This is a genomic window from Nodosilinea sp. AN01ver1 (assembly GCF_050565655.1).
Classification (GTDB): domain Bacteria; phylum Cyanobacteriota; class Cyanobacteriia; order Phormidesmidales; family Phormidesmidaceae; genus Nodosilinea.
On the sequence record NZ_JBNXVS010000001.1, the window covers coordinates 319,561 to 345,857 of the forward strand.

Consider the following 26,297-nt stretch of genomic DNA (forward strand, 5'->3'; position numbering starts at 1 on the left):
TGGCGGAGACTGGACTAAGCGTTATGCACCCGGCAAAAATTCCGGTTTCTATGCCTGATGGACCATTAGGGCTGGTTGATCTGATTCCCTGCCTGATCCCCTACCGTTGGCTGCGGCTAATGCAGCGAGTTTGGAACCGTCAGAAACGGTTAGCCAACGGTTTTTGTCGATGCGCTCAAGGGGAAATCTGCCGCTGGTTCAGCGGGTGACGACAGCCCCATTGCCAAATCCTTAGAATAAAGCCGGGAGCATAAGCTAAGTCAGCGCTATATTTAATCGGCTACACAGGGTTCGAGATCTGCCACACGATGCGACTTTACTGCGAAATTCGGGGGACTGGCTTTCCCATTTTGTGTTTGCATGGCCACCCTGGATCGGCCAAAACGATGTCGGTGTTTACCGAAAGTTTGAGCGATTGCTACCAAACCCTGGCCCCCGATCTGCGCGGCTACGGTCACAGCCGGACATCGTTGCCCTTTGAGCTAGAAGATAGCCTCACCGACCTGGTTGAACTGCTCGATGCCCAGCGGATCGAGCGCTGCCTGGTGCTGGGCTGGTCGTTGGGCGGCATTCTGGCGATCGAGCTGGCCCTGCGCCACCCCGATCGCGTCGCTGGCCTAATTTTAATTGCGACGGCGGCCCGGCCCGTGGGGGCTCATCCACCGGTTGCCTGGCCAGAACTCGTGAATACCGGGCTGGCCTCGTTACTTAATGTTGTGATCCCCGCTCACCCCTGGGTAATAGATGGGTTGGGCAAGCGATCGCTCTACCGATACCTGCTGCGGCAGCACACGCCCGGTGCCTACCGCCGCCTGGCTAAAGAAGGCTTTGCGGCCTACCTGGGCACCTCACCCCAGGCTAATCGCGCCCTCAACCGCGCCCTGGGACGGCGATACGACCGGCTGAGCGACCTGGGGGCGATCGCAATTCCCTGTCTGGTGCTCTGCGGGGCCGAAGACTGCCACATTACCGCCCGGGCCAGCCTAGAAACGGCGGCTCGTCTGCCCATCGCCGAGAGCCACTGCTACCCAGATACCGCTCACCTACTGCCCTGGGAAATCCCGGAGCAGATGCTGCACGATATTGATCAGTGGTTGGCACGGCAAGAGCTAGGCTTGAGCGCCAAACCTAGCTGACGGCGACGACAAAAATAGCGACAGCAAAGGGGCTAGGGTTGACCGCTGAAGGCCGGGGTCGAAAATCCGCCCACGGGGGTATCCCATTCGTCGGTGATGGTGAGCTGTTCGGGATGGCTGCACAGCTGCACCACCGTTTGAATGTTCTGTGCCCCTTCCTGCTCCAGATCTTCGACGTAGCCGCCCTTGGCGGCGTGGGCCTCAGGCTCACTGTCAAAGGGGCCAAAGTAGTAGGTGCAGGCGGGTTGGCTGGTTTTGATCTCGACCCACCAGGCTTTGTTTTGGCCTAAAATGCTCGCTAAAAAACGACCTAAAAGATGCTTCATAGATCCTGCCTATCTGCCGAGTTCTAAAGATTTTTTATGGGGTAATCACGGTTCCAAGCCGTCCTGGGGCAACGCTATCCCATGTTTCGTTATACTGCCTTGTTTTTGATTTTGCAAAGAGGAAATTTGCAGCTGCGCCACCCATTGATGACGATAGATCTCATAGAGCGCCATGCCTGTAGCCACCGATGCATTTAGGCTAGGAACCGTGCCGCGCAGTGGAATCGATACCAGTGTGTCGCAGCTCTGCTGCACGGTGAGGCTCAGGCCGCTACCCTCAGCCCCCACTACGATCACCGTTGGGCGATCGAAGGTGGTGCGGTGCACCGGCTGACTAGCCTCTGAAGATAGCCCGTAAATCCAGAAGCCCTTTTCTTTAAGGGTGTCGAGGGCGCGCTTGAGATTGACCACTCGCGCCACAGGCAGGTGCTCTAGAGCTCCAGCGGCAACTTTGGCCACCGTGGCCGTTACCCCCACGGCCCGCCGCTGGGGGATCACCATACCCTGGGCTCCCAGGGCTTCAGCGGTGCGAATAATGGCCCCCAAATTGTGGGGATCGGTAATGCCATCGGCTGCAATAATGACCGGCACCTTAGCCGATCCCAGGGCGGCTTCGATCATTTCGTCGAGGTCGTGGTAGGTGTGAGCCGCCGCCTGGGCCGCGATCCCCTGGTGGTTGGCTCCGCCGGTAATTTGGTTAAGCCGCTTGGTGTCGACTTCGTCAATGACAGCGCCGCTTGCCTTGGCTTCATCAATCAGCGTCAAAAATCGGGGATCGTAGCGAATGCGATCGTTAACCCATACCCGGTTGAGGGGGCGCTGCGCCTGCAAAGCAGCCTCCACGGCGTGACGACCGTAGATAAGATCGGTATCGTCTTGCCTGTCGTCGCCTTCACTGAGCCCTTGGCTACTGGCTACCTGGCGGGGCGGAGCAGACGTAGAGCGCCGGAAGGAATCGCCGCCCTGGTAGCGAGGTTTGTCGCCCTGGTAGCGGGGCTTACCGTCGTCGTAGCGAGGTTTATCGCCCTGATAGCGAGGCTTATCGTCTTTGTACCGGGGTTTTTCGTCTCGGCGCGAACTGCTGTCGTAGCGGGGTTTGTCGCCCTGCTGGCGGGGTTTATCGTCTTTAAAGCGAGGCTTATTGTCGTCGCCGTAGCGGGGCTTGGCACCGGCGTAGCGAGGTTTATCGTCGCCGTAGCGGGGCTTATCACCCTGGTAGCGGGGCTTGTCGCCCTGGTGCCGAGGCTTGCTGTCGCTAGGGCGGGGCCGGTCGTCGCCGTAGCGGGGTTTGCCTTCTCCCTGACGGGGCTTCCCCCCCCGATAGCCTTCAGACTGCTGGCGAGGCTTGGCCCCAGAGGGACGGTTGGGGTTGCGAGAGGGCTTTGGGGTCGACATGGCCACACCTGATACGGGGTTGGAAACCAAAATTAAGCAGAAAATCTAGGCTAGCACGCCTTATCCCCTTACCCTAGCAATCTGTTTTTACGGCCTCTGCCCGGTTCTGCAAAAGCAGCATCGGGATGCGCTACGGGGTTGCAGGGCGGCAGCAGGGGCGCGATCGCCCTGATGTTAAGGAGCCAGGCAAAATCCTTTCCTTTAAACCGTCGCGGGTAGGGTTTTTAGTAACCTAAACGCCAGCTGCCTATCTGTCTACTGCCTACAACTAGCCCCACCCGCTAGACATGGCCTAGGGCAACTCGTGGCCGTAGAGCTGTGGGCATTTGGGCTCAACTGAAAAAAAGCTTAAATCTTCAGCATCTGCTGACACATCAACCACATCCCCAAAATAATCCTTCACAATGGAAAATAACATGCCCATACCGGAGTGATGCCAATGCCTCACCCATTCAACGGTACGAAGCTCGATTGTCCGGTTCATCTGGTGTTGTCGTACATTGGCAGCAAATGGGCCATCCTCATTTTGCAAGAGCTATTTCAGGGCAGTCGCCGCACAAACGAGTTTTTGTCGGCGCTGCCTGGTATTAGTACCAAGACGCTGACCGCTCGCCTGCGGGAGCTAGAAAGCTACGGCCTGGTAAAGCGCACCGTTTTTCCAGAGGTGCCCCCGCGGGTTGAGTATTCGCTTACGGCGAAGGGGCGGGAGGTGCAGCCCATTATGGCTGCCCTCAACCAGGTGGGGCAGCACTGGCTGAGGCACAGCCCCAGCGATTCGCGCGGCGATGCCCCCGGAAAACGCCCGACTACGCTCTACGGTCCTCGCCGCCGTAGCTAGTCGTTGCTCCAGGTTTCGTGGGGGATCAAGTCGCCAATGCGATCGCGCAGATCGTAGTCATTTTCCTCTAGCTCAGCCTCAATAAAGGGCCACTCTCGGGCGGCAATGTAGCCGCAGAGGGCACAAATCGGCTGGCAGCGATCTAGGGTGCCGCAGTCTACCAGCTGCTTGGCCTCGTCGCGAATCACATCGATGGTGTAGTGTCGACCAAGCCGCGATCGTGTGGTTGTTGTGGTCATAGCTGTAGCCCTCCTGTACGGGATGGCAATGGGGACATTTACTTACTACCCATATACATAGTGCGACTCTAACTTTGGCGATCAAAGCAGTTGATGCGTATCCTTACCTTTGTTTACCAAGCGCAATATTGTAGTCTGTTACACCGTTTTGGGCATGCCTTAACAACAGTGAGGGGCAAACGACCGTTTGCCCCTCACTTTCTATAGCGATCCCGCTAGGGTTTGAGATTAAAGCTTTGCCGGGCCGACGGAGGGCATGTCCTCAATTCTGGTCATAGCCTTAGTCCACCAGCGTTGCAACGTTTGCCCCTAAAACCAGACTCTCCAAAAATAGGCTCCCCAAAAACAGGCTAGAGGGGTCTGGCAAATACCTGGGTCCAGTAGAGCCGCCCGCCTCCGGTGGCCTGGCCAACTCCCAGCTCGGTAAAGGCCGGGTTGAGAATATTCTGGCGGTGGCCGGGGCTGCTCATCCAGGCGCTTATGACGGCGGCGGCGGTGGGCTGGCCCATAGCGACGTTTTCGCCAATGGTTGACCAGCGGTATTGGGTGGCGTCAATGCGCGATCGCATCGTCGAACCGTCTGAGCCGGTGTGGCTCATGCGGCGGCTGGTCGCCATATCCTGGGAGTGGCGCTGGGCGGCAGCGGTGAGTTTTTCGTTGAGCACCAGGGGCGGTGCATTGACGCGCTGGCGTTCAGCATTGACCAGTCGCAGCAGTTCCTGGGCGATCGCGACCTCGACCTGGGCTACCGTTACACCAGGTGTTGCCCTAGATGCCGGGGCGAGCCCTGCGGGGCTCGCGGCGCGAACCGCTGCGGATATCATCCCTAATCCCGGCAGCAGCCCCGCCAAAAGTGCTGCCAGCAGTACAGCGCTCTTGGGTCGAGGGCGTAGCATGTGTTTCCACGGCTGCATAACTATCTCCTAAAGATGGTGGTGCTGTAGACGCCCCTGCCCTCCCCTTTGACGCAGCTCAAAGGGGGCGGTTCCACAGCCCACCGACTATTGCCCCAGCCGTATTGCCAGGATGCTTTTAACCGCTATCAGACTCTAGCGGGGATGCAGCGTCATGAGCTGGCGCACCGCCTCAGCGTGGTACGAACTGCGGGTCAGCGGCGACGACACGACTTGTAAAAATCCCTTGGCCTCCCCGGCTACTCGCCAAGCGTCAAACTGAGCTGGGGTAACAAACTCCGCCACGGGCAAATGCTTTGGCCCCGGCGAGAGGTACTGACCCAGGGTCAAAATGTCACAGTCTACGGCCCGCAGGTCATCCATCACCTGCTGCACTTCGGCATCGGTTTCACCCAGTCCCATCATCAGTCCTGTCTTGGTATAAACCCAGGGAGCCAGCTCCCGGCTGCGCCGCAGGAGTTCGAGGGAGCGGCCATAGTCGCCCTGGGGCCGTACCCGGCGGTAAAGGCGAGGCACGGTCTCAGTGTTGTGGTTGAGCACGTGGGGATGCGACGCCAGAATGGTCTCCAGCGCTGACCAGTTGCCGCACAGGTCAGGAATTAGCACCTCAATGGTGGTGTCGGGGGTCGTTTTTTTAACCGCCTCAATGCAGGCCACAAACTGGCTAGCCCCACCATCGGTCAGGTCGTCGCGGTTAACCGAGGTAATCACCACGTGGTTGAGGCGCATACGCCGTACCGACTCGGCCAGGCGCAGGGGTTCGGTAGGGTCGAGCGCCTGGGGCTTCTTCTCAAAATCAATGTCGCAGTAGGGGCAGGCGCGAGTACAGGCTGGCCCCATGATTAAAAACGTGGCTGTACCTGCCTTAAAGCACTCGCCAATGTTAGGGCACGAAGCCTCTTCACAAACGGTGTTGAGGCCCAGATCTTGCAGAATCGATTTGACTTCGCCTACCCGCTCCCACTGAGGGGCTTTTACCCGTAACCACTCTGGTTTTACCGCCACCGTTTTCAACCCCGACACTATGTCTGTGACTCAATCATATCAACCCCCTGCAGCACTTGCCCTGGAGCGCTGCTCAGCAGAGGGGCTAGAACCCGGGGATAGCAGTATGCTGGAGTTGGGTGGGATCGATTAGAACGGCCTATGGATGCGCCAGCTCCCCTAAAACGCTGTCTGATGGTGCTGTGCTACGGCGCTGCCGGGCTGCTGGCTGCCGCCACCTGGCAAGACCAGGTAAACTCGCGCTGGCGGTTTGAGGCTCCCTTTGAGCGCACCCGTCTGACCCGTCTGGTGCCGCTCATTACCCAGGCCCCCGAAACCTTAATTACCGCCAACACCCGCGTGGTAATCAGCCTGAGTCGACGACGGCTCACCCTCTACCAAAACGATGTCGTGCGCGACGAGTTTCCTGTGGCCATTGGTCAGGATGACTGGGAAACTCCCACAGGGGAATTTGCCGTCCGCGACATGCGTACCGATCCGGTGTGGCAGCATCCCATTACTAAGGAAGCGATCGGCCCTGGCCCCAGCAATCCCCTCGGCTCTCGCTGGATTGGCTTTGCGCTGCAGGGCCAGTATCACATTGGCATCCACGGCACCAACCAGGAAACCCTGATTGGCGAGGCCGTTTCCCACGGCTGCGTACGCATGCTGGAAGCAGACATTCACACGCTCTACAGCCACCTCAAAATAGGCACCCCTGTTAAGGTGGTGCCCTAAACCTGCACGGCTACAGGTAGCTCGCCGCCCACAGCGGTCAGGTCAAAGTGGTGCCAGGGCTTGCCGTCTAGGGCCATTTGCTCAATCAGGCTGGCCAGTCTGAGGGCTTTGAGCGCCTGCTCGCCGCCGACAGAGGGCTTTTCGCCGCCGCGCACGCAGTTGATAAAGTGCTCTAGCTCAGCGTGGAGCGGCTCGATGTTGCTGGTGTAGACTTTTTCGATCAGGCCGTCCTGGCGGTAGAGCACCTGGCCGTAGTCAGAGGAGCAGTCGGCGGTGGTCTGCCGATGAATCAAAATCTCGTTGTTGAGAAAATCGGCGTCGGTGAGGGAGTTTTTGCAGTGGGCCGTAATGCTGCGAATTTTGCGGTGGGTGACTTTGCTGGAAGTGAGGGTAGCCACAATGCCATTGCTAAAACCCAGGGTAGCGGTGACGTAGTCTAGGTATCCAGAGTTAGAGGCGCGGCTGCCGCTGGCGGTGAGGGTGGCAACCGTTGACCCCGCTAGCTCCAGCAGGAGATCAATGTCGTGGATCATCAGGTCGAGCACCACCGATACGTCGTTAGCCCGCTGGGAATAGGGGCTCATGCGGCGAGCTTCGAGGGCCAGCAGTTCTTCGGTCTTAAGCACCTTGTGGAGCTCCTGGAAGGCGGGGTTGAACCGCTCAATATGACCCACCTGCAGTATGCAGTTGGCGGCCGCCGCTGCATTGACCAGCGACTCTGCCTCGGCAATGCTGGCGGCAATGGGCTTTTCAATCAAAATGTGCACGCCGGCCTGCAAGCAGGCCATGCCTACGGTGTGGTGGAGTCGGGTAGGCACCGCTACGCACACGGCGTCGACGTGGTTGAGCAGCTCTTGGTAGTCCTCAAAAAACCGAATTCTGTATTTGCCAGCGGTGTCTAGCCCCCGCTCTACGTTGACATCTGATACTCCGACCAGCTCTACGTCTTTGAACCGGCTGAGAACGCGGGTATGGTGCTGGCCCATGTTGCCCACGCCAATAACGCCGACACGAATAGGATCTGGTAGGTTGCGAGTTAGGTGCATGTCTAAGGCAGATGACAACATGGGGTTTTGCACGCCTGTCCTTCCTAGGGAGACAAAGATACGCCGACAGTTAGGCAGCAATCCGTTGCGAACGTCAGAGCAATGAAGAACTGGGACGGCCAGGTAAAATTACTCAGATAGTATCACAATGCTTCACTCTGTAAAGAATAGCGACATTCCTCGGCAGAGAAGCATAGATTTACGACCAGATTCGCAATCTGGCACAGATCTGTACTCGTTTTCCGAATATTTGCCTGCTTTTTTATGCTACCGATGCTTAGGGGTGCCGTCGAGCCACCTATGGCAGTTGCACAGGTGGCCAGGTAGCTGAATCTCTCAGCGATCGCGATCGTCTGCCTCCGATGGCTAAGGGATAGCGTCTGAGCGCTTTAGGGCGTGAAGGTTTGATCGGAGTCGGTGGGGGATGGGGCGGTACTGCGTCCGTCTGGCTCATGCTCCGGCGGCAGGGAATCTAGCGATCGCACCAGAATGTCTTTGAGCCGGGGGCCATCGGTCGAGAGCACCACCCACTCGTGATCGGCAAACACCAGGCGATCGCCCGATCGCGGAATTTTCTGCATCTGGTAGATCAAAAAACCCCCCAGGGTTTGGTAGTCATCGGCATAGGGCAGAGCCAGGTTAAGCAGTTCGTTGACCTCTTCGATATCGGTATGAGCCTTGATTCGGTATGACTGATCGGCCAGCAGCTGCACCAGCCGTTCCTGGTCATCGGGCTCGTGAATATCGCCAATAATTTCGGTCGTTAAATCGTGGAGGGTGAGCAGTCCGGCGGTGCCGCCAAACTCATCGACGACAATGACGAGTTCCTGGCCGGTGCGCTGCATGGTGGCCAGCAGCTCGTGCAAAGGGGTGTGCTCGGGCACAAACCGAGCTGGTTTCACCCAGGCCCGAAGCGGAGTATCGGCATTGATCTGCTGGCGGGCCAGGGGCTGCAAAAACTGCTTCAGCTCGACCATGCCCTGGATGTCGTCGAGGGAGTCTCCCATCACCGGGTAGCGGGAGTGCTCGGTGGTGGCCACCACCTCGATCAGTTCTCCAAAGGTGGCCATCAGGGGAATGGCGTTGATCTGGGTGCGGGGCACCATGATCTCTCCGGCGGTGACGTCGCGAAACTCAAACACGTTGTTGAGCAGCTCGCGCTCTTCGGCCTCCAGACCCGGAGTTTCGGTCGTGGTGCGAATGATCAGCTGCAGTTCTTCGGGGGTGAGGCGGCTGTAGCTGACCTGATCGCTGTAGCGAATGTTGACCAGCCGCAGCAGCAGCCGGGTCGACTGATTCAAAATCCAGATAAAGGGGTTAAACAGACGGGCAATGGTCAGGCTGGGGGGGCCTAAAAAGCGGGCCACCTGCTCGGGGTACAGCATCGCCACCGATTTAGGACACAGTTCCCCCAGCACAATCTGCAAGTATGCAACGAGAAAAAAGGCGACCGGAATCGCCAGGGCGTGAGCCAGAGCTTCGCTGCGGGCGGGGCTGAGGGGCGTTTGGCTAATCCAAAAGGCCAGGGTGACGGCCATTGTGCCCTCGCCCACCCACCCCAGCGCCAGGCTGGATAGGGTAATGCCCAGCTGGGTGGTAGACAGCAGGCGATCGAGGCTGCGCTGGAGCTGCTGCACCGTTTTGGCCTGCACATCGCCCTCGGAGACCAGCTGGCTGATGCGCGATCGCCGCACCGACACCATTGAAAACTCAGCCGCTACAAAAAAGGCGTTGATGCCAATGAGCAGCAGTACCGCCAGCAACCGGGATGCGATCGCGGTTGCTGACAGCTGTTCGGGAATAACGACGGCTAATAATACATAGGGGAGAACGCCCATGATCCAGTGCCTAAAAGCTACTGGCCGCCGCTAGTGCGAGTTTTTACCTGCTGCAAAACTTCAGCTTCGTTGACTAAAACCACGTCGCCATGGCCTGCTGCGCCCGCCTCACGAGCCACGGGAGAACCGCTTGTGGGTCGAGTTTCGGGCTGACGCACACCGGTCAGCGCCTGTCGCCCCAGGGTAAACCCCCACGACGCGCTGACTACCCCTGAACCAATCATCAGCGAGAGCAAAATTAACGTAAACGCGACGGCAGGGTTCATGGCAGGGGCAAAAATGGATAACCGGAAATGGCCTGAGCAATAAAATAACCTGAGGCAGCCTGGGTCTGAAAATAGCTTTTGACCGCCCAGGCTTCAACGTTACCCCAATTATAAAGTTTAAGCCTCAAACAAAATTTAAGATTAAGGTTTAGACCTGCGCGTACAATAGGAAGTGCTTTACCGTTGAGGTAGCATCCCAGGGTTGGCCGAGCGGATTAGGCAGCGAACTCATAATTCGCCCCAGGCAGGTTCAACTCCTGCACCCTGGATTTTTGATCGCTGCTTGCCCTATATGGGGTAAGCAGGCCAAAGGGTTAGAGCCGAACCCGCCCGGGCGGTAGATGGTTAGAACTGTTCAAAGATGAACTCTGAGCCAACGTAGGGCACGCTGCTGCTGGGGCTTGTCAGCAGGCTGCTGCTGTAGGGGTTGGCCAGATCGGGCACCCGAATGGTGGGGTCGCTGGTCGTCTGCAGCAGCAAGATATCTCTTACGGCGGCGGAGGTGGCGTTGGCATCCCACTCCAGAGCGCGCTCAGGGAAGTCGAGGCCGATGATGCGCTTGCCCTGACGAATAATGCCCCGGTTTCTGAAGTAGTCGCCGGAGTAGGTGGTGCCCAGGTCTTCTAAGGCATCAGGAATGGTGACGGGTGCTGGATCTTGAGCGATCGCAGCGGGCGCAACCACCGCCGCCGCCAGCAGCGCCAGTGTTAGACCAGAAATATGATTTAATTGAATGCCCATGGCCAAGCCTCCTCAACTCAATAACGTAGTGCCGGAATAGGTCGCGATTTTGGGGGTTACGATTCTGGCCTCTTGGCCCATGCTTTGAAGCTGGCCCTAGGGTAAAAATCCCCTAGTTTACACAAAACCATGCCGAACCGATCGCCCGTGCATGTCCTTTATAACGCGATCGCAGAAAACTGGAGCATTTTTAAGGAATTCCCCCTCCATGGACGAGCTACTGCTGAATATCTCAGCTTCTGATCTACTGGGTCTAGAAACCGCCGCTCTGCGATCGCCCCTGCTCGATTTATTTTGCCGGGGAGCCTACCAGGAAGGCGACTTTGTGCTCACCTCGGGCCAGCGCAGCACCTACTACATCAACGGTAAGCTGGTTACCCTCCACCCCCAGGGGGCGCTGCTGGTGGGTCGCCTGCTGCTCGATTTAGTGCCTGCCGAGACGACCGCCGTGGCGGGGCTAACGCTGGGTGCCGACCCGCTGGTCACCGCCGTCAGCCTGGTGGGCCTCTACGGTAAACGCTATCTGTTTCCGCTAATTATTCGCAAAGAGGCCAAAGGGCACGGTACCCGAGCCTACATCGAAGGCCTCACGCTGCCGCCCGGCAGTGCCGTAACGGTGCTCGAAGACGTGGTCACCACCGGCCAGTCGGCCCTCAAGGCGGTCGATCGCCTCCAGTCCGCTGGGTACCAGGTCAATCAAATTCTGGCCCTAGTCGATCGCCAGCAGGGCGGGGCCGAGCTTTACCAGAGCCACAGCCTCCCCTTCAAGGCTCTGTTTACCATTCAAGATATCCAGGCTCACTGGGCCGCGCTCAACCCCGCCTAATGTCAGCCCCGCCCCGCCCCGATATCGGCTTTGTGCCCACCCCCGCCGATGCCGCCGCCGCCATGCTCAAGCTGGCCGATCTAGCCGCTGACGATGTAGTGTACGACCTGGGCTGCGGCGACGGTCGGCTGCTGATTCAGGCAGTCCTCGACTACGGCGTGCGGGGGATAGGCATTGACGTTGACCCAGTTCTCTTAGAGCATGCCCGCGTCAGCGCTCGCTTGGCCGAGGTTGACGATCGTCTGGAATTCATCCAGGACAACCTGTTTGAGACCGACCTGCACAACGCTACGGTGGTGCTAATCTACCTGCTACCCCACCTGAATCTGCGGCTGCGATCGCGCCTGCAAACCCAGCTGCGATCGGGTAGCCGCATTGTCTCGCACATGTTCGATATGGGCGACTGGCCACCAAACCTCACCCTGCGCCTTGAACCATCAGAGGAAGATTCGGTGCTTTATCTATGGCAGATTCCCTGAGCTTGTGCAAAACAACCGCCTCTAGTCAACGACTAGGGGCGGTTAACTCTGGGTGCCGTGTAGCTAGAGCACCCTGGTTGTATGGTTCTATCGCCCAGTTGAGGAGGCGGAGCCTCCAGCAGGCATTCCAACGCAGAGCCTTGGAACGAGGACAGGCCATTAGCCGCTTAGACGGCTGGTTTGCGGCCCACCCAGTATTTGCTCATGAAGTGGACCTGATTGCCAATCTCCTCAAAGCCCGCATCGCTCAGGCGCAGGTTGAGGTCGTCGGTGGTGTAGTGGCGGTAGTAGGGCTCGTGGAACATCGCCGGGAAGTTCTCCATCGCCGCCTCAAATTCAGGCGAATCGAGCCGCTGAATGGAGTCGCACAGCACCACGGTGCCACCGGGCTTCACAACCCGATACATCTCGTTAATCACGTTCTGTCGAGCCACAGCCGGTAGCTCGTGGAACAAGAAAACGCTCACCACGCCGTCAAAATAGTTGTCGATAAAGGGCAGGCTCTCGCCGTTAGCCTGAATGAGCTGCGGCAGCACGCCGGGCTTGGCGGTCAGGTTTTCATTCGCCTTGCGCAGGTAGGTCGGCGATAGGTCAACCCCGTACAGCGAGGCCTTGGGCAGGGCCTCACGAATCATGCTGAGCGTGCGCCCGGTGCCGCAGGCCACATCCAGCACCTTAGCCCCCTCGGTGATACCAGCCGCCGCTAGGCCCTGCTTGAGGGGGGCCAGAATGCGTCGCCGCATGGGGTCGGCGGTGCCATTGAAGAGAATTTCCACCTGCAGGTCATACAGGTTTGCCGACATGTCGCTCAGGTAGCCGTTGGTCTGGTGGTGGAAGTTTTGCAGGTAGTACTTGGGATACCCTTGCGTGTCAACGTCGTCGGTAAAGGTGTGGTAATCGCGCTTGTTGAGCCGCTCCCAAATGTTGGGCAGATCTAGGCATACCAGTGGGTAGAACCGGAAGAAATCGTCCCAGGGGTTGTCGAACAACAGCTCTTTGGGGTAAACCCCGGCCTCGGCATCTTGCCAGTCACGCTCCAGCAGGGCATTCATACGCTGCTGAAGCAGTTGGAGGTCTTTGACATCCAGGGGCCTGGTTTGAATGTGTTTGGGCGGGTTGACCGCCTGCATGACCTGCGTAGTGACGGTTTTGTGGGCCAGCCCAAAGTAACTCTTACCCTGTTGAAAGGCTTGGTAAGCCAGTTTTGTGATGGTGTCAGGCATACGACCAGCGGTAAATTATTTATTGAACAAGGGATATTCTGTCAGTGTAAAAGATTGTAACGAAATCTTGGAGGCATGTGCTCCTCCCCCTGAGTGGGATCCCGAGTCTCAGGCGTGATGCCGATTGCGATCGCATACCCATCTCCCAACCTCACTGGTCGGAGATGGGATAGACGAACCGTATTCGCGCCGTCAGCTGCCCAGCAGAATTGAGCCGAGGGCTGAACCTGAGTTTTTGGTCTGCTCGATGTCTACCGGCTCGATGGCGCTGGGCTAAGCGCGAGCGCTCTGAATCTGCTGTAAAAACCCATCGATATCGCTGAGCAGCGCGGCCTGAGAGAGGCTGGTTTGGTCGCCGGAGCCCAGCCACTTGATCTGCACGGTGCCCTGGGCGGCTTCGTCGTCGCCCACGATCAGACAGGCGGCTGCACCGCTGCGATCGGCCCGCTTAAACTGCTTGCCAAAGGCCGAGCCGCTGAGGTCAAGCTCTACGGCCAAACCCCGATGCCGCAATTTTTGGGCTAGCTGCAGGGCGCTGGCCTCGGCCTGCTCGCCCCGCGACACCAGGTAGAGGTCAGGGGCGGTGGTGGTGGCCTGCTGGAGGGTTTCGAGCAGCAGGGTGAGGCGCTCCAGGCCGATCGCCCAGCCGACAGCAGGGGTGGCCGGGCCGCCCAGTTCTTCTACCAAACCGTCGTAGCGACCGCCGCCGCACACGGTTGCCTGGGCTCCCAAATCTTGAGACTGAATCTCAAAGGCGGTGTGGGTGTAGTAGTCGAGCCCTCGCACCAGGCGCGGGTTGAGCTCAAAGGCGATGCCAAGGCCGGTGAGCTGAGCCAGCACCTGGTCAAAGTGGCGTTTAGAGTCAGGCCCGAGATAGTCCAAAATGCTGGGTGCATCGGCGGTGATGGCCTGGGTCTTTTCGTCTTTGCTGTCGAGAATGCGGAGGGGGTTGCGGGTGAGCCGATCGCGCGAATCGGCATCCAAATCGGCAGTGTAGGGGCTGAGGTAGTTAACCAGGGCCTCGCGGTAGCGGGCGCGATCGCTTTTATCGCCCACCGAGTTCAGGTAAAAGGTCAAATTCTTGAGGCCCAGGGCCTGCAAAATATCGGTGGCCAGGGCAATCACCTCGACATCGGCGCGGGGGTCGGCGCTGCCCAACACCTCGACGCCAACCTGGTGAAACTGCCGCTGGCGACCTTTTTGGGGCCGTTCGTAGCGAAACATGGGGCCGCTGTACCAGAGTCGCTGCACGCCCCCCTGGGCATAGAGGCTGTGCTGCACGTAAGCTCGCACTACTCCGGCGGTGCCTTCCGGGCGTAGGGTACAGCTGCGATCGCCCTTATCTGTAAAGCTGTACATCTCCTTGCCCACCACGTCGGTGGCTTCGCCGATGCCTCGCTCAAACAGGGCCGTGGCCTCAAAGGTAGGGGTGCGAATTTCGCGGTAAACGGCCCGACCCAAAATATCGCGCGCCGTCGCCTCCACCCGCTGCCAGGTTTGAATATCGGCTACCTTGAGGTCTTGGCCAACAAACTGCGCCTTCGGCAAAATATCTTCAGTTCCGGGCAGGGATTGAATGGGCTCCATAGCTGAACAGGCGCTCTCAGGGGCAATACAGAAGGGCAATACAGAATCCCCATCATAGCCCGTGTTGGACTCGGAGCCAGCGGCTCAGGCCTCCTGGCTTTCGGGTTTGACCTCGGGCAGCACGCAGCAGTTGACTTCGTCGATACAGACCTTACCCGACTGCAGTGCCCAGCGAAACAGCGCCACCCGGTTGCCGGTTGCCGTTTTCGTCAAAATATTGCTGATGTGGTTGTCCACGGTGCGCTTGCTAATCTCAAGCTTCTCAGAAATTTCCTGATTGGTTAGCCCCGATGCCACTAGCTCTACGATCTGTAGCTCCCGGTCAGAAAGGCTTCCCTGGCCGGGCACCGGAGACATCTCATCGCTTGCCATGGCGGTCTGTTCCCTTTGTCATTATGTATTTATGCTTAGGTCCACTACCACTATAGGCGATCTGGTTTCGGGTAGGCTTCTAGAACGCGTTTCCGGCATTGCTGTGATGGATGACTGGTATAGAATGACCGCTATCGATGGACCTGGGCGCAAGGTCAAAAGGGGCAGCTGCCTGCTGGTGCGATGCATAAATAGCCTAGTGAGTCTGAGCCTGATTGCAATTCTGCTGCTGGGGTGGGGTCTGCCTGCGATCGCAGCCTCACCCGCGCCCGCCGATGCTGCGCCTCTGGCCGCCCCCGCCGCCCCCGATGCCAGCGACATTCCTTCCGAAACCGTCAGCCGCTTTGTCAGGGCCTATATGGCCGTGGTGAAGCTGATCGAGTCGCGCGAGCTGAGCCTGCAGCGGGCCGAAACCGATACCGAGTCGCGCCAGATGCAGCAGGAGATTCAGGCGGCGGCTCTAGATTTAATTCAGGCCAACGGGCTCACCCTGTCGGCCTACTGGGAACTGCTGGGGCTGGCCAACAGCGACCCGGAGTTTCGCGATCGCGTCCTGGCCCAGATCGACGAAGCCGAGCCCTAACCCAGAGCTGTTTTTAGGCCAGGCGTGGCAGCAGAGATCAGGACTGAACCGAGACTTGATAACAGGCTGTGGTACAGCAAGTTAGTCATAAGCCTGCCGTTCAGGCAGCTTAAAACATTTAGGCACGGCATTTAGGCACGGCAATCTTTCATTTTGAACTTTGAATTTTGCACTCCGCACGGCAGTACTAGGGCTGCACAAACTCTGAAGGTCGCCTAAAGTTTTCAACCGGCACATTGACTAAAGCCTGCTGCATAAAGTCTTTCCATACCGGGGCGGCGTAGGTACCCCCAGTTGTGCCCGATCGCATCGGTGAGTAGTTGTCGTTACCAATCCACACCGCCGCCGAGAGTTGGGGCACATAGCCCACAAACCACACGTCGCGCTGGGAGTCAGTAGTGCCGGTTTTACCGGCGGCGGGTCGCCCAATTTGGGCCGCTGTACCCGTGCCGCGGGCAATGACCCCCTGCAATACATCAGTGAGGGCAGCGGCGGCCCAGGGGTCGAGCACCAGCTGGGGCTGAGGGGTGTTGTCGAGCAGCACGTTACCGCTGCTGTCGCTTACCTGCAAGATAAAGGTCGGCTCAGAGTACCAGCCATTGCTGGCAAAGGTGGCGTAGGCTCCGGCCATTTCCATTGGGGTCAGGTCTACCGCTCCTAAGGGTAGCGAGGTGACTGGCTGCATTGGGCTATTGATGCCCAGAGTGCGGCACAGCTCGATAATTTGGTTCACTCCGACCGCCTGACCCAGCTTCACGGCTGGCACGTTACGCGACATCTCCAGGGCGGTACGAATGGGGATATTGCCCATAAAACTGCCGTCGTAGTTTTTGGGGCTGTAGTAGCGATAGCCGTCAGGATAGCTCACAGGAGTATCGGCAATGGAGCTGTCTGGCGTGTAGCGGCCGGTGGCAAAGGCTGTGTAGTAAACAAACGGCTTAAAGGCCGACCCCGGCTGCCGGTAGGCCTGAGTAGCTCGGTTAAACTGGCTCTGCTGATAGTCAACCCCGCCGACCATGGCCTTAACAAAGTGAGTGCGGGGGTCAATGGCTACCAATGCCATCTGGTCAGCGATGTGGCGAATGCGGGCGTTGTGCCGCTGCACGGTGGCCTCGGCCATTTGCTGCATGCCCAAATCGACGGTAGTCTGCACCCGCATGCCGCCCTTGACCACCGCCTCGTTGCCAAAGCGCTGCTTCAGCTCCTGCACCGTTGCCTCGGTCACGTAGGGGGAGATGCTGCTGCGAAACGATTTCACCTCACCCAGAAGCAGGGGCGTATCGCGGGCCGCCACCTCTTCCTCGGGTGTAATCCAGCCCAGCTGGCGCATGCGGTTGAGCACAATTGCCTGGCGCTGCTTGGTGGCCTGGTAGTCGTGGAAGGGGCTATAGCTTTCTGGAGCCTGAATTAGCCCCGCTATCATCGCCGCTTCGGGCAGGGTTAGGTCTCTAGCCGATTTGTTGAAGTAGCTCTGCGATGCCGTTTCAGCGCCGTAGTTGTTGTGCCCCCAGTACACCTGGTTGAGGTACATCTCCAGAATTTCGTCTTTGCTGAAGATTTGCTCTAGGCGCAGGGCTAGCACTGCCTCTGCCACTTTGCGACTAATGGCCCGCTCGGGGGTCAAAAATAGGTTCTTCACCAGCTGCATGGTGACGGTAGAACCGCCCTCTACGGTAGATCCAGCCGTTAGGTTGGCCACCATAGCTCGGCCTACGCTGCTGGGGTTGATGCCGTTGTGAGAGTAAAAATAGCTGTCTTCGATCGCCAACACGGCCCGCTTCAGGTGGGGCGACATGTCATCGAGGTCGACAACCTCGCGGTTGGCCTCGTCGTGGAGGCTGTAGAGCAGGGTGCCATTGATGTCGTAGATGTAGCTAGTTTCGCTAGGCACGTAGTTGCGCAGCACCCGCACGTCGGGCAGGTTGCGAAAGCTAATGGCTAACCCCACTAGCCCGCCAGCCATGACAGAACTGGCGATCATGGTAGTCCCCAGCAGCGCCGCTGCGGCTACCTGGCCCACGTCTTGCACATACTTGAGTACGTTGGGCGCTCGGCGCAGGGGCTGAGGCTGAGATCGACTTTTGTGGCGAAGGGTGTTGGATGACACGTTGGCTATTAAAGGCTGCTAAAGATGTTGGCGGTAGATAACGATAGACGCTAAGGACTGCTTTTAACAGGGCTGCTTTTGATGGGGCTGCGCGTCAGTAGGTGACGGTTAGGCCATTATAATGACCCTCTAGATAAGTGAACCGACCCCAGCTAGTTACAGGTTAATCGAACCGATCGAAAACCAGCTTCAGGGGATGATTCAGACCGTTGCGCGGCAGTGATGCTGAGAGACCGGCTCAAGCGCGATCGCAAGCACGCTTATCCTAGCCTCGCAGACGGTTATAAGGAGAAGCTAAGGGCCAGTTTTGCCAAAATTTATAATTTTTGGCCGCGATCGCCCAGGCTGTGCCGCTGCTGTCCCGGTTGGGTTCCCCACTATCTGCCTACATAACTCCGTTTTTAATTCACCATGCCCCAGGCCAACTCCAGCGCTCCCCCAGCTCAGTTTGAGACCATTTACCGGGGCATTAGCGAGGTCTTTCCCGACCAGCCCGACTCCAGCGACCCTGAGCAAAATCTGGTGCAGCGGCTGCTTCAGTGCGATCGCCCGCTGCGGGTCAAGCTGGGGATCGACCCTACCGGGGCTGAAATTCACCTGGGCCACAGCATTCCGGTACGCAAGCTGCGCGCCTTTCAAGACGCTGGCCATACCGCTGTACTGATCATTGGCGACTTTACCGCCCGCATTGGCGACCCCACCGGCAAGTCAGAGGTGCGCCGCCAGCTTACCGAGGCCGACGTCAAGGCCAATGCCAAAACCTATCTGGAGCAGGTGCGCCCCATTCTCGATTTTGATACACCGGGGCGGCTGGAGGTGCGCTACAACTCGGAGTGGCTGTCTGGCCTCGATCTGGGCAAAATTTTGGCGCTGCTCAGCACCATGACCGTGGGGCAAATGTTGGCCAAAGAGGGCTTTTCTGAGCGCTACGGCAAAGGCGATCCCGTTTTTCTGCACGAGTTTCTCTACCCTCTGATGCAGGGCTACGACTCGGTGGCGGTGGAGTCTGACGTCGAGCTGGGCGGCACCGACCAAAAATTCAACATTGCCGTTGGGCGCGACCTGCAGCGGCACTTTGGCCTCAGACCTCAGTTTGGCCTCCTGCTGCCCCTGCTGCTGGGCACCGACGGCAGCCAAAAAATGTCAAAGTCGCTGGGCAACTACGTAGGGCTACAGGAAGACCCGCTCAGCATGTACTCCAAGCTCGAAAAGGTGCCCGACGCCCTGATTGGCGACTATTTTGAACTGCTGACGCCCTTGGCCCTGGGCACACTGCCCGAAAATCCGCGCGATCGCCAGAAGCTGCTGGCCCTAGAGGTCACTCGGCAGTTCCACGGCGAGGCAGCGGCGCAGCAGGCCCAGCAGGCCGCCATCAGCCTGGTGCAGGGTACCGGCGAGCCAGCCGCAGGCGTGCCCGAGTTTTCGCTGGCCGGGGTTAACTTTCCGGCCAAGCTGTTTTACCTGGTGGGGGCTACCAACCTGTGCGCCAGCAGCAGCGAAGCCCGTCGCCAAATTCAAGGGGGGGCCGTCAAGCTCGACGGCGAAAAGCTGACCGACCCCAACCGGGAATTTGCCAGCGCCGACGAGCTAGTGGGCAAGGTGGTTCAGGTAGGCAAGAAAAAGTTTGCCCGCCTGGTTCCTTAAACCCTGGTCGTCGGCCCCGCCGGGGGTGACAGGTTAGCGGGGTTCAGGGTTTAAGGTATGCGGTTCAAGGCTTGCTGGGACTAAATACCTCAAGCCTTGAACCCTGAGCCGTTAGAGCCTGAGATCATTAGATTGCTCAAGTACTAGCGGACAGGCTGCATCAGCAGGTGGCGCAGCTTGTCGCGCTCGGTGACCGAGAGAGTAGAGGCAAACTTTTCTAAATCTTGGGGGCCCATTGTGCTGAGCACCTGGTGCAAAGCATCGCTTCCTGAGGTTGTCGCCGCAGCCCTTTGGGGAGCATTGGGTTCGGGCAGGCTGCAGCTACCGCCATCGCAGTCAAGGCGCAGGTTGTGCCAGGTCATGGTCGGTACAATCCAGCCCCGCCGCCCGTGTAGCTCATGGAGCAGCACATCGGTTTCCCAAAATGTTTTGGGTGAGGGATAGTTGGCCCAAGTCCAGGCGTGGGGCACAGTAAAGCAGCCAAAATGGCGCAGGTAGTCTTCAGAATCGAGTAGGGCAGTAATCATAGCCTTGACTCCCTGGCGCATCAGAATATCGCAGTAAATGTGCATTTCTGTAGAATCACCAGGGGCACGGCCAATAAAGTGCTTAAAGCACAGCTCAATAAATTTAGGATTTGAGGAGTTGTAGTAAAACTCGTTGAGATATACCTCAGAATGACCCAGCTCGCGCAAGAATCGCTTGACGCCGATTTTATTCTTTAAAAATTCTGCCTCAATTTTAGCCAGCTGTTTGCGCTCAAACCCGTAGGGCTGCCGCTCTAATACCTGAGCATAGATCTGGTGCAGAGCCGCCTGGCGTTCTTCCCCCGGAGACTGCCGACTCACCGTAATTTCTTTAACCGAAAACTCGTCTGTAGACGTCATGGCAAACCTTCCTGCAAGAGAAACTATCAACCATCCTGTGGCTTATGCTCAGACTTCCCAGCGGCGAATTCTGCTCGATAATTTTGATGTTTTTCTTAACCAATACGAATTGACCCCGCCGTTGCAACAGCAGGGTCAATTCGTATGGAACGCTGATTTTGGCAGTCTGGACGGGCGATCGCCTCTGTAACATCCCCTTTCGGCTAGGCCGTAGACCGAGGCCAGCCGAAGGCGATCTCACCTAGACCGGCACCGTCGCTCCATCGGTGTAGCGGCGCAGGTTGGCCCCCAGCAGGCGCAGCTTGCCCTCTAGATCGTCGTAGCCGCGATCGAGGTGGTGCAGCCCTTGAATGGTAGTTGTGCCTTTGGCGGCCAAACCCGCCAGCACCAGCGCCGCCGAGGCCCGCAGGTCGGTGGCCAGCACCGGCGCGCCAGAGAGCTGATGCACCCCCTTAATGATGGCGCAGTTGCCGTTCAGGCGAATATCGGCCCCCATGCGGTTGAGTTCGGCCACGTGGCGCAGGCGATTTTCAAATACGGTTTCGGTGATCAGGCTGCTGCCTTCGCAAACCGCCATCAGGGCCATAAACTGGGCCTGCATATCGGTGGGAAAGCCGGGAAACGGCCCGGTTTGAATATCGGTTGACGCGATCGCGTGAGAGGGCACGTAGCGCACTCGATTTGGCCCGTCTATGACCACCTGGCCGCCAATTTCGTGGAGCTTGGCAATCACAGCGGTCAAATGCTCAGGAATAATGGGCGACAGGCTGATTTCAGAGCGGGTGATGGCCCCTGCTACCAGAAATGTGCCCGCCTCGATGCGGTCTGGAATAATGCCGTAGTCGGTGCTGTGCAGACTGGGCACACCCGCGATCGTGATGGTGTTGGTGCCCGCCCCACGAATACGCGCCCCCATTGCCCGACAGAAGTTGGCCAGGTCGGTCACCTCAGGCTCCTGGGCCGCATTTTCAATAATGGTTTCGCCATCCGCCAGCGTCGCGGCCATCATCAGGGTTTCGGTGGCCCCAACGCTGGGGTAGTCGAGGTAAATTTTGGCTCCCTTGAGGCGACCACCGCTGCCCGGTACGTAGGCGTGAACGGTGCCGTGCTCAATGTGCACGTCGGCCCCCATGGCCTGCAAGCCGCGCACGTGTAGCTCAACCGGGCGCGCCCCAATCGCACAGCCGCCGGGCAGGGGAATGCGCGCTACCCCCATGCGGGCGAGCAGTGGACCAATGACAAAAAAGCTGGCCCGTAGCCGACTGACGACGTCGTAGGGGGCTTTGGTATGGGCAATGGTGCTGGCATCGACGGTGAGGGCATCGCCCTCGCGCTTGAGCTTGACGCCTAGGGCTGTGAGCACCTCGCCCATGCGAGCAATGTCCATCAGGTTGGGGATATTGCGAATGCGGCAGGGCTGAGAGCAGAGCAGGGTGCCCGCCATCACAACGAGGGCAGAATTTTTGGCTCCGCTAATGGCAACCTGGCCCGTTAGGGAAGTACCGCCAGTGATCTCAAGCACAGCACCATCCGCCTCGGCAGCGGTCAAGGGGTTGGGCAAACCAATGGATGTAACGATGGCGGTGTCCTCCACAACTGATAACTCCACTTTTTCCCAAATTTTCGTCTAGATTCTACCCGAAACCATCAATTTCGCCATAGCAATCCAGATTTTTTTGCCAAACTTGGCCACATCAGGATAGCCGATTCGCTTAAAATCACGAAATCTTTTTTCAAATGCTTGACTCCGGCGCAAACTCAGTGCATGATTACAAATCGCGGCGCTCATAACGCCCGGCCAGCGGAACTGGCGGAATTGGTAGACGCGCTAGGTTCAGGTCCTAGTGTTAGCAATAACATCCGGGTTCAAGTCCCGGGTTCCGCATCTTTAAGAGACAAGCAGCAGAGAAAATAACCAGGGGGTACTGCCGATGCTTACGAGCCTGCAAAACCCCCTGGTTAAATCTATTCGTAAGCTGCACCAGGCCAAAGTGCGGCGATCGCAGGCCCAGTTTTTGCTCGAAGGCACCCACCTCATTCAGGAAGCCCTCGCTACCCGCTATCCCCTGGCGATCGCCTGCTATACCCCTGCCTGGGCAGAGGCCCAGGCCGATTTAGCTCTGGCGCTAGAACGGTCGGTCGAGCGGGTCGAGCTGGTGTCTGACGCGGTGCTGGAGGCAATGGCGACTACCGAGCATCCCGACGGGGTGGTGGCGATCGCCCCCCACAATCTTCGCCCTCCCAACCCCCAAATTGAGGGCATTGGGCTGGTGGTCGAAACCCTGCAAGACCCGGGCAACCTGGGCACGATTATTCGCACGGCGGTAGCTGCCGGAGCCGAGGGCCTGTGGCTCAGCGCCGACAGCGTAGCCCCTGACCACCCCAAGGTGCTGCGGGCCTCGGCGGGTCAGTGGTTTCGGCTGCCTCTGGCGGTGGTCGATGATCTCGATGCTCTGCTGACGGCTTGGGATCGGAGCGGCGTGCAGCTGGTGGCCACCAGTTCCTACGCCACAGCGGATTACTGGTCAGTGGATTTTACTCAGCCGACCGTGATTGTGCTGGGTAACGAGGGAGCAGGGCTATCGGCAGAGCTGCAGCGCCGGGCTGCGGTGCAGGTGAGCATTCCTATGGTGGGGGAGGTGGAATCGCTGAATGTGGGAGTTGCGGCGGCCCTGCTGCTGTATGAGGCGCGACGGCAGCGGTGGGGTGAGGGGTAGGTGGGTGGGTGAGTGGATGATGGTCCCTGAGCGGACTCGAAGGGGATGAGTGCAAAATTAAAATTTTGAATTTTGCACTTGCCGCTAGGTGAGGATGTAGGCGTGGAGGAGCTAATTGGACGAAAAAGGGTTGATTTTGGGGCGTTTGGGGCTTGCTTTTGAGGTATGGTTTCGGGCCTGGGAGTTGTCTGATTGCTCTCGGTGGTCAAGAATGAGAGGAAACTCTAGCTGCCTTGGTGCTTGGATGGCGTCTAAATATCAGACCCAAATTCTTTAGCCGACTGGTTAAGGTAGGTACGTGTGAGCTGGGTTTGTCGGCCCTTCGCCACCTCAAATTGATTCACCCTTTTGGATTACCTGTTCAGGAGCCTGCTGTGAGCGACGCATTTGATTATGACCTGCTGATTATTGGTGCTGGGGTGGGGGGCCACGGAGCCGCCCTGCACGCCGTCAAGCGGGGGCTAAAGACGGCCATTGTTGAGGCCGATGTGATGGGGGGCACCTGCGTGAATCGGGGCTGCATTCCCTCTAAGGCGCTGCTGGCGGCCTCAGGCCGGGTGAGGGAACTGCGCAATGAGCACCACCTCAAGTCCCTGGGCATTTCGGTCGGCAACGTTACCTACGATCGCGAGGCGATCGCCGACCACGCCAAAAATCTGGTCGGCAAGATCCAGGGCGATATGACTAACAGCCTCACCCGGTTGGGCGTAGACATCATCAAGGGCTGGGCCAGGCTGGCGGGGGAGCAGAAAGTGGCGATCGCCACCCCCGATGGCGAGCAAGTCGTGACCGCCCGAGACATTATTCTGTCGCCGGGTTCGATCCCCTTTGTGCCCCCCGGCATTGAAACCGACGGCAAAACGGTGTTTACCAGTGACGAGGCGCTCAAGCTCGACTGGCTACCCGACTGGATCGCCATCATCGGCAGCGGCTACATCGGTCTGGAGTTTTCAGACGTGTACACCGCGCTGGGCTGTGAAGTCACCATCATCGAAGCGCTGGATCAGCTGATGCCCACCTTCGACCCCGATATTGCCAAGATCGCCCAGCGGGTGCTGATTGCCCCCCGCGATATCGAAACCCGTGCCGGGGTGATTGCCCAGAAGGTGACGCCGGGATCGCCCGTGGTGATCGAGCTGGCCGATCGCGAGACCCGCGAGGTGGTCGAAACCCTGGAGGTTGACGCCTGTCTGGTGGCCACGGGCCGCATTCCGGCGACGAAAGATCTGGGCCTGGAGCGGGTCGGCGTGGAGGCCGATCGGCGCGGGTTCATTCCGGTGGACGACCACTTGCAGGTGCTGCGCAATGGCGAGCCGGTGCCCCACCTGTGGGCGATCGGCGACGCCACCGGCAAAATGATGCTGGCCCACGCGGCCTCAGCCCAGGGCATTCTCACCGTCGAGACCATCTGCGGTGAGCCTCGCACCGTCAACTACATGAGCATTCCGGCGGCGGCCTTCACCCACCCCGAAGTCAGCTTTGTGGGGCTGACCGAGCCCGCCGCCAAACTCATGGCCGAGGCCGAGGGCTTTATGATCGACACCGTGCGCACCTATTTTAAGGGCAACTCTAAGGCCCTGGCCGAGGGCGAGTCGGACGGGTTGGCTAAGGTAATTTACCGCAAAGACACGGGCGAAATTCTGGGAGCCCACATCATCGGTATGCACGCGGCGGATTTGATTCAGGAGGCGGCCAATGCGATCGCCAACGGCCAAACCGTTACCGACCTGTCGTTCTGCGTGCACACCCACCCCACCCTCTCGGAGGTGCTTGACGAGGCCTTTAAGCGAGCGGTGGTCGTCCCGGCGTAATTCCTGTGGGGTGAGCATTGCCACCTTCTCGCCCTGTCCTGATCCGGCCAATCCCGCTGCTGCGATCGCGTTATGCCCGGTCCTGATACTTTGCTCTTTACCCAGGGTTGATGGTGGGCACTGCCCACCCTACCCTCGGCCCCAATCCAAAATCGCCAATAGTTCGACAGGCTCACTACAAGTCCAAATCCAAAAACAATGAAGATTCGTCGCCGCCCTCCCAACCCCGCCGTTGCGGTCAAAAACTTGCAGTACCAAATCAAAGTCGACGACGCCGAGCCCAGGCACATTCTCGAAAAGATTGTCTGGCACAAAGAAACTGAGGTGGCCGCCCTGCGAGAACGTCTGCCCCTGGCCGACCTGCAGCGGCAGGTGCTCGATGCGCCGCCGCCGCGCGATTTTGTGGCCGCCCTGCGCGACGGGCGTACCGCCCCAGCCCTGATTGCCGAGGTTAAAAAAGCCTCGCCCAGCCAGGGGGTGATGCGAGCCGACTTTGACCCGGTGGCGATCGCCCAAACCTATGCCGCCCACGGAGCCAGCTGCCTCTCGGTACTGACCGACAAAGCCTTTTTTCAGGGCGACTTTGAGTACCTGGCCCAAATTCGCCAGGCGGTAGATTTGCCCCTGCTGTGCAAAGAGTTCATTATCTACCCCTACCAGATGTACCTGGCCCGCGCTAAGGGGGCCGACGCAGTGCTGCTGATTGCCGCCATCTTGACCGACCAGGATCTGACCTATTTTGTGCAGATTGCTAAGGCGCTGGGTATGGCCGTGCTGGTGGAGGTGCACACCCTTGAAGAGCTAGACCGAGTGCTGGCAGTGCCGGGGCTGGCGCTGATCGGCATCAACAATCGCGATCTCGAAACCTTTACGACCCGTTTAGAGACCACCGCCGAACTGATTGCGGCTCGGCGAAATGAGCTAACCGCCAGCGGCGCTGTTGTGGTCAGTGAGTCAGGCATTCACGTCCCGGCCGATTTGCAGGCGGTGACGGCGGCAGGGGCAACGGCGGTGCTGATCGGCGAATCGCTGATTCGGCAGCCCGATCCGGGGTTAGCCATTGACCAGCTTTATCAAAAAAACACCGTATAGATACTGAAGTCTTCAAGCACTTCCTGTTTAATCAATAGATCGCACCCTGGGGCACCGCAATGGCAAATTTAGGCAAACCGCTCCCGCTACCCTCCCACATTCACTACGAGCTGCTGCTGCGCCTGCTTGAGCAGCAGACGATGTCGGTGGCCTACCAAAATCCCCAGATTCGCATGCAGGTGCAGGAACTGATCATTGCCCTGCGCAAGGCCCTGTCGCAGCAGCGCCAGCTCGAAGAAACCTGCAAACAGGTCAAAATCGATATCGAATACCAGTGGTCGACCAATCAGCTGGGCGATCGCTTTCTGCCTGAGGATGTCGCCCCTAGAGCCGAAATTTAGTCGAACGGTAGCCCTGGCTACTTCCAGGGCCTTTTTTTCTCTGCAAGCTGTATATGTAGCGCTGGCCAGCCTGGTCAGGCCAGAGTCTGGTATTTCAGCTGAGGCTGGGGCACTGGCCGCCTGCGATCGCCACTCTGCACCTACCGCTCCTGTTGTGCTGCTAACCC

The 26,297-nt window shown here is 58.7% G+C and carries 29 protein-coding genes and 2 tRNA genes; 14 read left to right on the top strand and 17 right to left on the bottom strand.

All coding sequences use genetic code 11. From position 1 onward, the window contains the following. The first annotated feature begins 308 nt into the window (after positions 1-308). On the top strand, positions 309-1,136 hold the full coding sequence (locus ACQ4N7_RS01595; protein ID WP_430709865.1) for an alpha/beta fold hydrolase: 828 nt from the start codon (positions 309-311) through the stop codon (positions 1,134-1,136). 32 nt (positions 1,137-1,168) lie between these two features. Here ACQ4N7_RS01595 and ACQ4N7_RS01600 read toward each other — a convergent pair whose 3' ends face one another. From ACQ4N7_RS01600 to ACQ4N7_RS01610, 3 genes are all read right to left on the bottom strand, one after another. Then, entirely contained in the window at positions 1,169-1,462 is a 294-nt protein-coding gene (locus tag ACQ4N7_RS01600) for a DUF1816 domain-containing protein (protein WP_430709866.1), read from the bottom strand. Between the two features lie 45 nt (positions 1,463-1,507). Continuing rightward, a complete protein-coding gene (rlmB, locus tag ACQ4N7_RS01605; protein ID WP_430709867.1) occupies positions 1,508-2,857 on the bottom strand; it encodes a 23S rRNA (guanosine(2251)-2'-O)-methyltransferase RlmB in 1,350 nt (449 codons plus the stop codon). A 292-nt stretch (positions 2,858-3,149) separates the two neighbouring features. Further along, complete coding sequence (locus ACQ4N7_RS01610; RefSeq protein ID WP_430709868.1) at positions 3,150-3,275, bottom strand: hypothetical protein; 126 nt, start codon at positions 3,273-3,275, stop codon at positions 3,150-3,152. A 21-nt stretch (positions 3,276-3,296) separates the two neighbouring features. Here ACQ4N7_RS01610 and ACQ4N7_RS01615 point away from each other — a divergent pair, with 21 nt between their 5' ends. After that, on the top strand, positions 3,297-3,695 hold the full coding sequence (locus ACQ4N7_RS01615; RefSeq protein ID WP_430709869.1) for a winged helix-turn-helix transcriptional regulator: 399 nt from the start codon (positions 3,297-3,299) through the stop codon (positions 3,693-3,695). On the opposite strand, the gene ACQ4N7_RS01620 is transcribed toward ACQ4N7_RS01615, so the two are convergent. From ACQ4N7_RS01620 to lipA, 3 genes are all read right to left on the bottom strand, one after another. Further along, entirely contained in the window at positions 3,692-3,934 is a 243-nt protein-coding gene (locus tag ACQ4N7_RS01620; RefSeq protein ID WP_430709870.1) for a DUF4327 family protein, read from the bottom strand. The genes ACQ4N7_RS01615 and ACQ4N7_RS01620 overlap by 4 nt on opposite strands. A gap of 350 nt (positions 3,935-4,284) precedes the next feature. After that, positions 4,285-4,848, bottom strand: coding sequence for a CAP domain-containing protein (locus ACQ4N7_RS01625; RefSeq protein WP_430709871.1), 564 nt, complete (start codon positions 4,846-4,848; stop codon positions 4,285-4,287). A gap of 135 nt (positions 4,849-4,983) precedes the next feature. After that, the gene (lipA, locus tag ACQ4N7_RS01630) at positions 4,984-5,853 is read right to left on the bottom strand and encodes a lipoyl synthase (RefSeq protein WP_430709872.1); all 870 of its coding nucleotides are present in this window, start codon (positions 5,851-5,853) and stop codon (positions 4,984-4,986) included. A gap of 141 nt (positions 5,854-5,994) precedes the next feature. On the opposite strand from lipA, the gene ACQ4N7_RS01635 reads away from it, so the two are divergent. Then, on the top strand, positions 5,995-6,570 hold the full coding sequence (locus ACQ4N7_RS01635; protein WP_430709873.1) for a L,D-transpeptidase: 576 nt from the start codon (positions 5,995-5,997) through the stop codon (positions 6,568-6,570). Here the strand turns inward: ACQ4N7_RS01635 and ACQ4N7_RS01640 are convergent. The 3 genes from ACQ4N7_RS01640 to ACQ4N7_RS01650 form a co-directional block, all read right to left on the bottom strand. Further along, positions 6,567-7,637, bottom strand: a complete 1,071-nt coding sequence (locus tag ACQ4N7_RS01640; protein WP_430709874.1) for a Gfo/Idh/MocA family oxidoreductase — start codon at positions 7,635-7,637, stop codon at positions 6,567-6,569. The genes ACQ4N7_RS01635 and ACQ4N7_RS01640 overlap by 4 nt on opposite strands. A gap of 368 nt (positions 7,638-8,005) precedes the next feature. Then, a complete protein-coding gene (locus ACQ4N7_RS01645; RefSeq protein ID WP_430709875.1) occupies positions 8,006-9,454 on the bottom strand; it encodes a hemolysin family protein in 1,449 nt (482 codons plus the stop codon). 17 nt (positions 9,455-9,471) lie between these two features. Further along, complete coding sequence (locus ACQ4N7_RS01650; RefSeq protein ID WP_430709876.1) at positions 9,472-9,720, bottom strand: hypothetical protein; 249 nt, start codon at positions 9,718-9,720, stop codon at positions 9,472-9,474. Between the two features lie 196 nt (positions 9,721-9,916). Between ACQ4N7_RS01650 and ACQ4N7_RS01655 the strand changes: the two genes are divergently transcribed. Then, positions 9,917-9,989 (top strand) — tRNA-Ile (locus ACQ4N7_RS01655). Positions 9,990-10,065: 76 nt separating this feature from the next. Here the strand turns inward: ACQ4N7_RS01655 and ACQ4N7_RS01660 are convergent. Beyond that, complete coding sequence (locus ACQ4N7_RS01660; protein ID WP_430709877.1) at positions 10,066-10,461, bottom strand: hypothetical protein; 396 nt, start codon at positions 10,459-10,461, stop codon at positions 10,066-10,068. A 208-nt stretch (positions 10,462-10,669) separates the two neighbouring features. Between ACQ4N7_RS01660 and pyrE the strand changes: the two genes are divergently transcribed. Both pyrE and ACQ4N7_RS01670 read left to right on the top strand, forming a co-directional pair. Next, positions 10,670-11,287, top strand: a complete 618-nt coding sequence (gene pyrE / locus ACQ4N7_RS01665; RefSeq protein ID WP_430709878.1) for an orotate phosphoribosyltransferase — start codon at positions 10,670-10,672, stop codon at positions 11,285-11,287. Beyond that, the gene (locus ACQ4N7_RS01670; RefSeq protein WP_430709879.1) at positions 11,287-11,766 is read left to right on the top strand and encodes a methyltransferase domain-containing protein; all 480 of its coding nucleotides are present in this window, start codon (positions 11,287-11,289) and stop codon (positions 11,764-11,766) included. The genes pyrE and ACQ4N7_RS01670 overlap by 1 nt, the downstream gene beginning before the upstream one ends. Before the next feature lie 167 nt (positions 11,767-11,933). Here ACQ4N7_RS01670 and ACQ4N7_RS01675 read toward each other — a convergent pair whose 3' ends face one another. The 3 genes from ACQ4N7_RS01675 to ACQ4N7_RS01685 form a co-directional block, all read right to left on the bottom strand. Next, the gene (locus ACQ4N7_RS01675; RefSeq protein ID WP_430709880.1) at positions 11,934-12,989 is read right to left on the bottom strand and encodes a class I SAM-dependent methyltransferase; all 1,056 of its coding nucleotides are present in this window, start codon (positions 12,987-12,989) and stop codon (positions 11,934-11,936) included. 273 nt (positions 12,990-13,262) lie between these two features. Then, positions 13,263-14,576 carry a histidine--tRNA ligase gene (gene hisS, locus ACQ4N7_RS01680; protein WP_430709881.1) on the bottom strand — a complete coding sequence of 438 codons (1,314 nt, stop codon included), beginning with the start codon at positions 14,574-14,576 and terminating at the stop codon, positions 13,263-13,265. 84 nt (positions 14,577-14,660) lie between these two features. Then, on the bottom strand, positions 14,661-14,948 hold the full coding sequence (locus ACQ4N7_RS01685; RefSeq protein ID WP_430709882.1) for a helix-turn-helix domain-containing protein: 288 nt from the start codon (positions 14,946-14,948) through the stop codon (positions 14,661-14,663). Between the two features lie 199 nt (positions 14,949-15,147). Between ACQ4N7_RS01685 and ACQ4N7_RS01690 the strand changes: the two genes are divergently transcribed. After that, positions 15,148-15,531, top strand: coding sequence for a DUF4168 domain-containing protein (locus tag ACQ4N7_RS01690; RefSeq protein WP_430709883.1), 384 nt, complete (start codon positions 15,148-15,150; stop codon positions 15,529-15,531). Positions 15,532-15,718: 187 nt separating this feature from the next. On the opposite strand, the gene ACQ4N7_RS01695 is transcribed toward ACQ4N7_RS01690, so the two are convergent. Further along, complete coding sequence (locus ACQ4N7_RS01695; RefSeq protein WP_430709884.1) at positions 15,719-17,638, bottom strand: transglycosylase domain-containing protein; 1,920 nt, start codon at positions 17,636-17,638, stop codon at positions 15,719-15,721. Between the two features lie 411 nt (positions 17,639-18,049). Between ACQ4N7_RS01695 and tyrS the strand changes: the two genes are divergently transcribed. Continuing rightward, entirely contained in the window at positions 18,050-19,282 is a 1,233-nt protein-coding gene (gene tyrS / locus ACQ4N7_RS01700; protein WP_430709885.1) for a tyrosine--tRNA ligase, read from the top strand. A gap of 143 nt (positions 19,283-19,425) precedes the next feature. On the opposite strand, the gene ACQ4N7_RS01705 is transcribed toward tyrS, so the two are convergent. Further along, positions 19,426-20,169: a phycobilisome rod-core linker polypeptide gene (locus ACQ4N7_RS01705; protein ID WP_430709886.1), complete on the bottom strand. Its 744-nt coding sequence runs from the start codon at positions 20,167-20,169 to the stop codon at positions 19,426-19,428. Here ACQ4N7_RS01705 and ACQ4N7_RS01710 point away from each other — a divergent pair. After that, entirely contained in the window at positions 20,168-20,359 is a 192-nt protein-coding gene (locus ACQ4N7_RS01710) for a hypothetical protein (RefSeq protein WP_430709887.1), read from the top strand. The genes ACQ4N7_RS01705 and ACQ4N7_RS01710 overlap by 2 nt on opposite strands. Positions 20,360-20,410: 51 nt before the next feature. Here ACQ4N7_RS01710 and murA read toward each other — a convergent pair whose 3' ends face one another. Beyond that, complete coding sequence (gene murA / locus ACQ4N7_RS01715) at positions 20,411-21,778, bottom strand: UDP-N-acetylglucosamine 1-carboxyvinyltransferase (RefSeq protein ID WP_430709888.1); 1,368 nt, start codon at positions 21,776-21,778, stop codon at positions 20,411-20,413. Between the two features lie 18 nt (positions 21,779-21,796). Then, on the bottom strand, positions 21,797-21,958 hold the full coding sequence (locus ACQ4N7_RS01720; RefSeq protein WP_430709889.1) for a hypothetical protein: 162 nt from the start codon (positions 21,956-21,958) through the stop codon (positions 21,797-21,799). Between the two features lie 12 nt (positions 21,959-21,970). Between ACQ4N7_RS01720 and ACQ4N7_RS01725 the strand changes: the two genes are divergently transcribed. The 5 genes from ACQ4N7_RS01725 to ACQ4N7_RS01745 all read left to right on the top strand — a co-directional run bounded on the left by ACQ4N7_RS01725 (position 21,971) and on the right by ACQ4N7_RS01745 (position 26,130). Beyond that, positions 21,971-22,054: transfer RNA gene (locus ACQ4N7_RS01725), tRNA-Leu, on the top strand. A 46-nt stretch (positions 22,055-22,100) separates the two neighbouring features. Next, positions 22,101-22,886, top strand: coding sequence for a TrmH family RNA methyltransferase (locus ACQ4N7_RS01730; RefSeq protein ID WP_430709890.1), 786 nt, complete (start codon positions 22,101-22,103; stop codon positions 22,884-22,886). 374 nt (positions 22,887-23,260) lie between these two features. Beyond that, positions 23,261-24,697, top strand: coding sequence for a dihydrolipoyl dehydrogenase (lpdA, locus tag ACQ4N7_RS01735; RefSeq protein ID WP_430709891.1), 1,437 nt, complete (start codon positions 23,261-23,263; stop codon positions 24,695-24,697). Positions 24,698-24,895: 198 nt separating this feature from the next. Further along, on the top strand, positions 24,896-25,789 hold the full coding sequence (gene trpC, locus ACQ4N7_RS01740; protein WP_430709892.1) for an indole-3-glycerol phosphate synthase TrpC: 894 nt from the start codon (positions 24,896-24,898) through the stop codon (positions 25,787-25,789). A 59-nt stretch (positions 25,790-25,848) separates the two neighbouring features. After that, entirely contained in the window at positions 25,849-26,130 is a 282-nt protein-coding gene (locus tag ACQ4N7_RS01745) for a DUF5340 domain-containing protein (RefSeq protein ID WP_430709893.1), read from the top strand. Positions 26,131-26,297 lie beyond the last annotated feature (167 nt).

Bases quoted from the DNA above. Each gene is read 5' to 3' on its own strand.
- ACQ4N7_RS01710 (WP_430709887.1), top strand. From the start codon at position 20,168: ATGGCAAACCTTCCTGCAAGAGAAACTATCAACCATCCTGTGGCTTAT.
- ACQ4N7_RS01635 (WP_430709873.1), top strand. From the start codon at position 5,995: ATGGATGCGCCAGCTCCCCTAAAACGCTGTCTGATGGTGCTGTGCTAC.
- ACQ4N7_RS01670 (WP_430709879.1), top strand. From the start codon at position 11,287: ATGTCAGCCCCGCCCCGCCCCGATATCGGCTTTGTGCCCACCCCCGCC.
- ACQ4N7_RS01610 (WP_430709868.1), bottom strand. From the start codon at position 3,275: ATGTTATTTTCCATTGTGAAGGATTATTTTGGGGATGTGGTTGATGTG.
- ACQ4N7_RS01645 (WP_430709875.1), bottom strand. From the start codon at position 9,454: ATGGGCGTTCTCCCCTATGTATTATTAGCCGTCGTTATTCCCGAACAG.
- ACQ4N7_RS01640 (WP_430709874.1), bottom strand. From the start codon at position 7,637: ATGTTGTCATCTGCCTTAGACATGCACCTAACTCGCAACCTACCAGAT.
- rlmB (WP_430709867.1), bottom strand. From the start codon at position 2,857: ATGTCGACCCCAAAGCCCTCTCGCAACCCCAACCGTCCCTCTGGGGCC.
- ACQ4N7_RS01745 (WP_430709893.1), top strand. From the start codon at position 25,849: ATGGCAAATTTAGGCAAACCGCTCCCGCTACCCTCCCACATTCACTAC.
- ACQ4N7_RS01595 (WP_430709865.1), top strand. From the start codon at position 309: ATGCGACTTTACTGCGAAATTCGGGGGACTGGCTTTCCCATTTTGTGT.
- hisS (WP_430709881.1), bottom strand. From the start codon at position 14,576: ATGGAGCCCATTCAATCCCTGCCCGGAACTGAAGATATTTTGCCGAAG.
- ACQ4N7_RS01620 (WP_430709870.1), bottom strand. From the start codon at position 3,934: ATGACCACAACAACCACACGATCGCGGCTTGGTCGACACTACACCATC.
- ACQ4N7_RS01675 (WP_430709880.1), bottom strand. From the start codon at position 12,989: ATGCCTGACACCATCACAAAACTGGCTTACCAAGCCTTTCAACAGGGT.
- tyrS (WP_430709885.1), top strand. From the start codon at position 18,050: ATGCCCCAGGCCAACTCCAGCGCTCCCCCAGCTCAGTTTGAGACCATT.
- ACQ4N7_RS01650 (WP_430709876.1), bottom strand. From the start codon at position 9,720: ATGAACCCTGCCGTCGCGTTTACGTTAATTTTGCTCTCGCTGATGATT.
- pyrE (WP_430709878.1), top strand. From the start codon at position 10,670: ATGGACGAGCTACTGCTGAATATCTCAGCTTCTGATCTACTGGGTCTA.
- ACQ4N7_RS01625 (WP_430709871.1), bottom strand. From the start codon at position 4,848: ATGCAGCCGTGGAAACACATGCTACGCCCTCGACCCAAGAGCGCTGTA.
- ACQ4N7_RS01600 (WP_430709866.1), bottom strand. From the start codon at position 1,462: ATGAAGCATCTTTTAGGTCGTTTTTTAGCGAGCATTTTAGGCCAAAAC.
- ACQ4N7_RS01720 (WP_430709889.1), bottom strand. From the start codon at position 21,958: ATGAGCGCCGCGATTTGTAATCATGCACTGAGTTTGCGCCGGAGTCAA.
- ACQ4N7_RS01705 (WP_430709886.1), bottom strand. From the start codon at position 20,169: ATGACGTCTACAGACGAGTTTTCGGTTAAAGAAATTACGGTGAGTCGG.
- ACQ4N7_RS01685 (WP_430709882.1), bottom strand. From the start codon at position 14,948: ATGGCAAGCGATGAGATGTCTCCGGTGCCCGGCCAGGGAAGCCTTTCT.
- ACQ4N7_RS01730 (WP_430709890.1), top strand. From the start codon at position 22,101: ATGCTTACGAGCCTGCAAAACCCCCTGGTTAAATCTATTCGTAAGCTG.
- ACQ4N7_RS01615 (WP_430709869.1), top strand. From the start codon at position 3,297: ATGCCTCACCCATTCAACGGTACGAAGCTCGATTGTCCGGTTCATCTG.
- trpC (WP_430709892.1), top strand. From the start codon at position 24,896: ATGAAGATTCGTCGCCGCCCTCCCAACCCCGCCGTTGCGGTCAAAAAC.
- ACQ4N7_RS01660 (WP_430709877.1), bottom strand. From the start codon at position 10,461: ATGGGCATTCAATTAAATCATATTTCTGGTCTAACACTGGCGCTGCTG.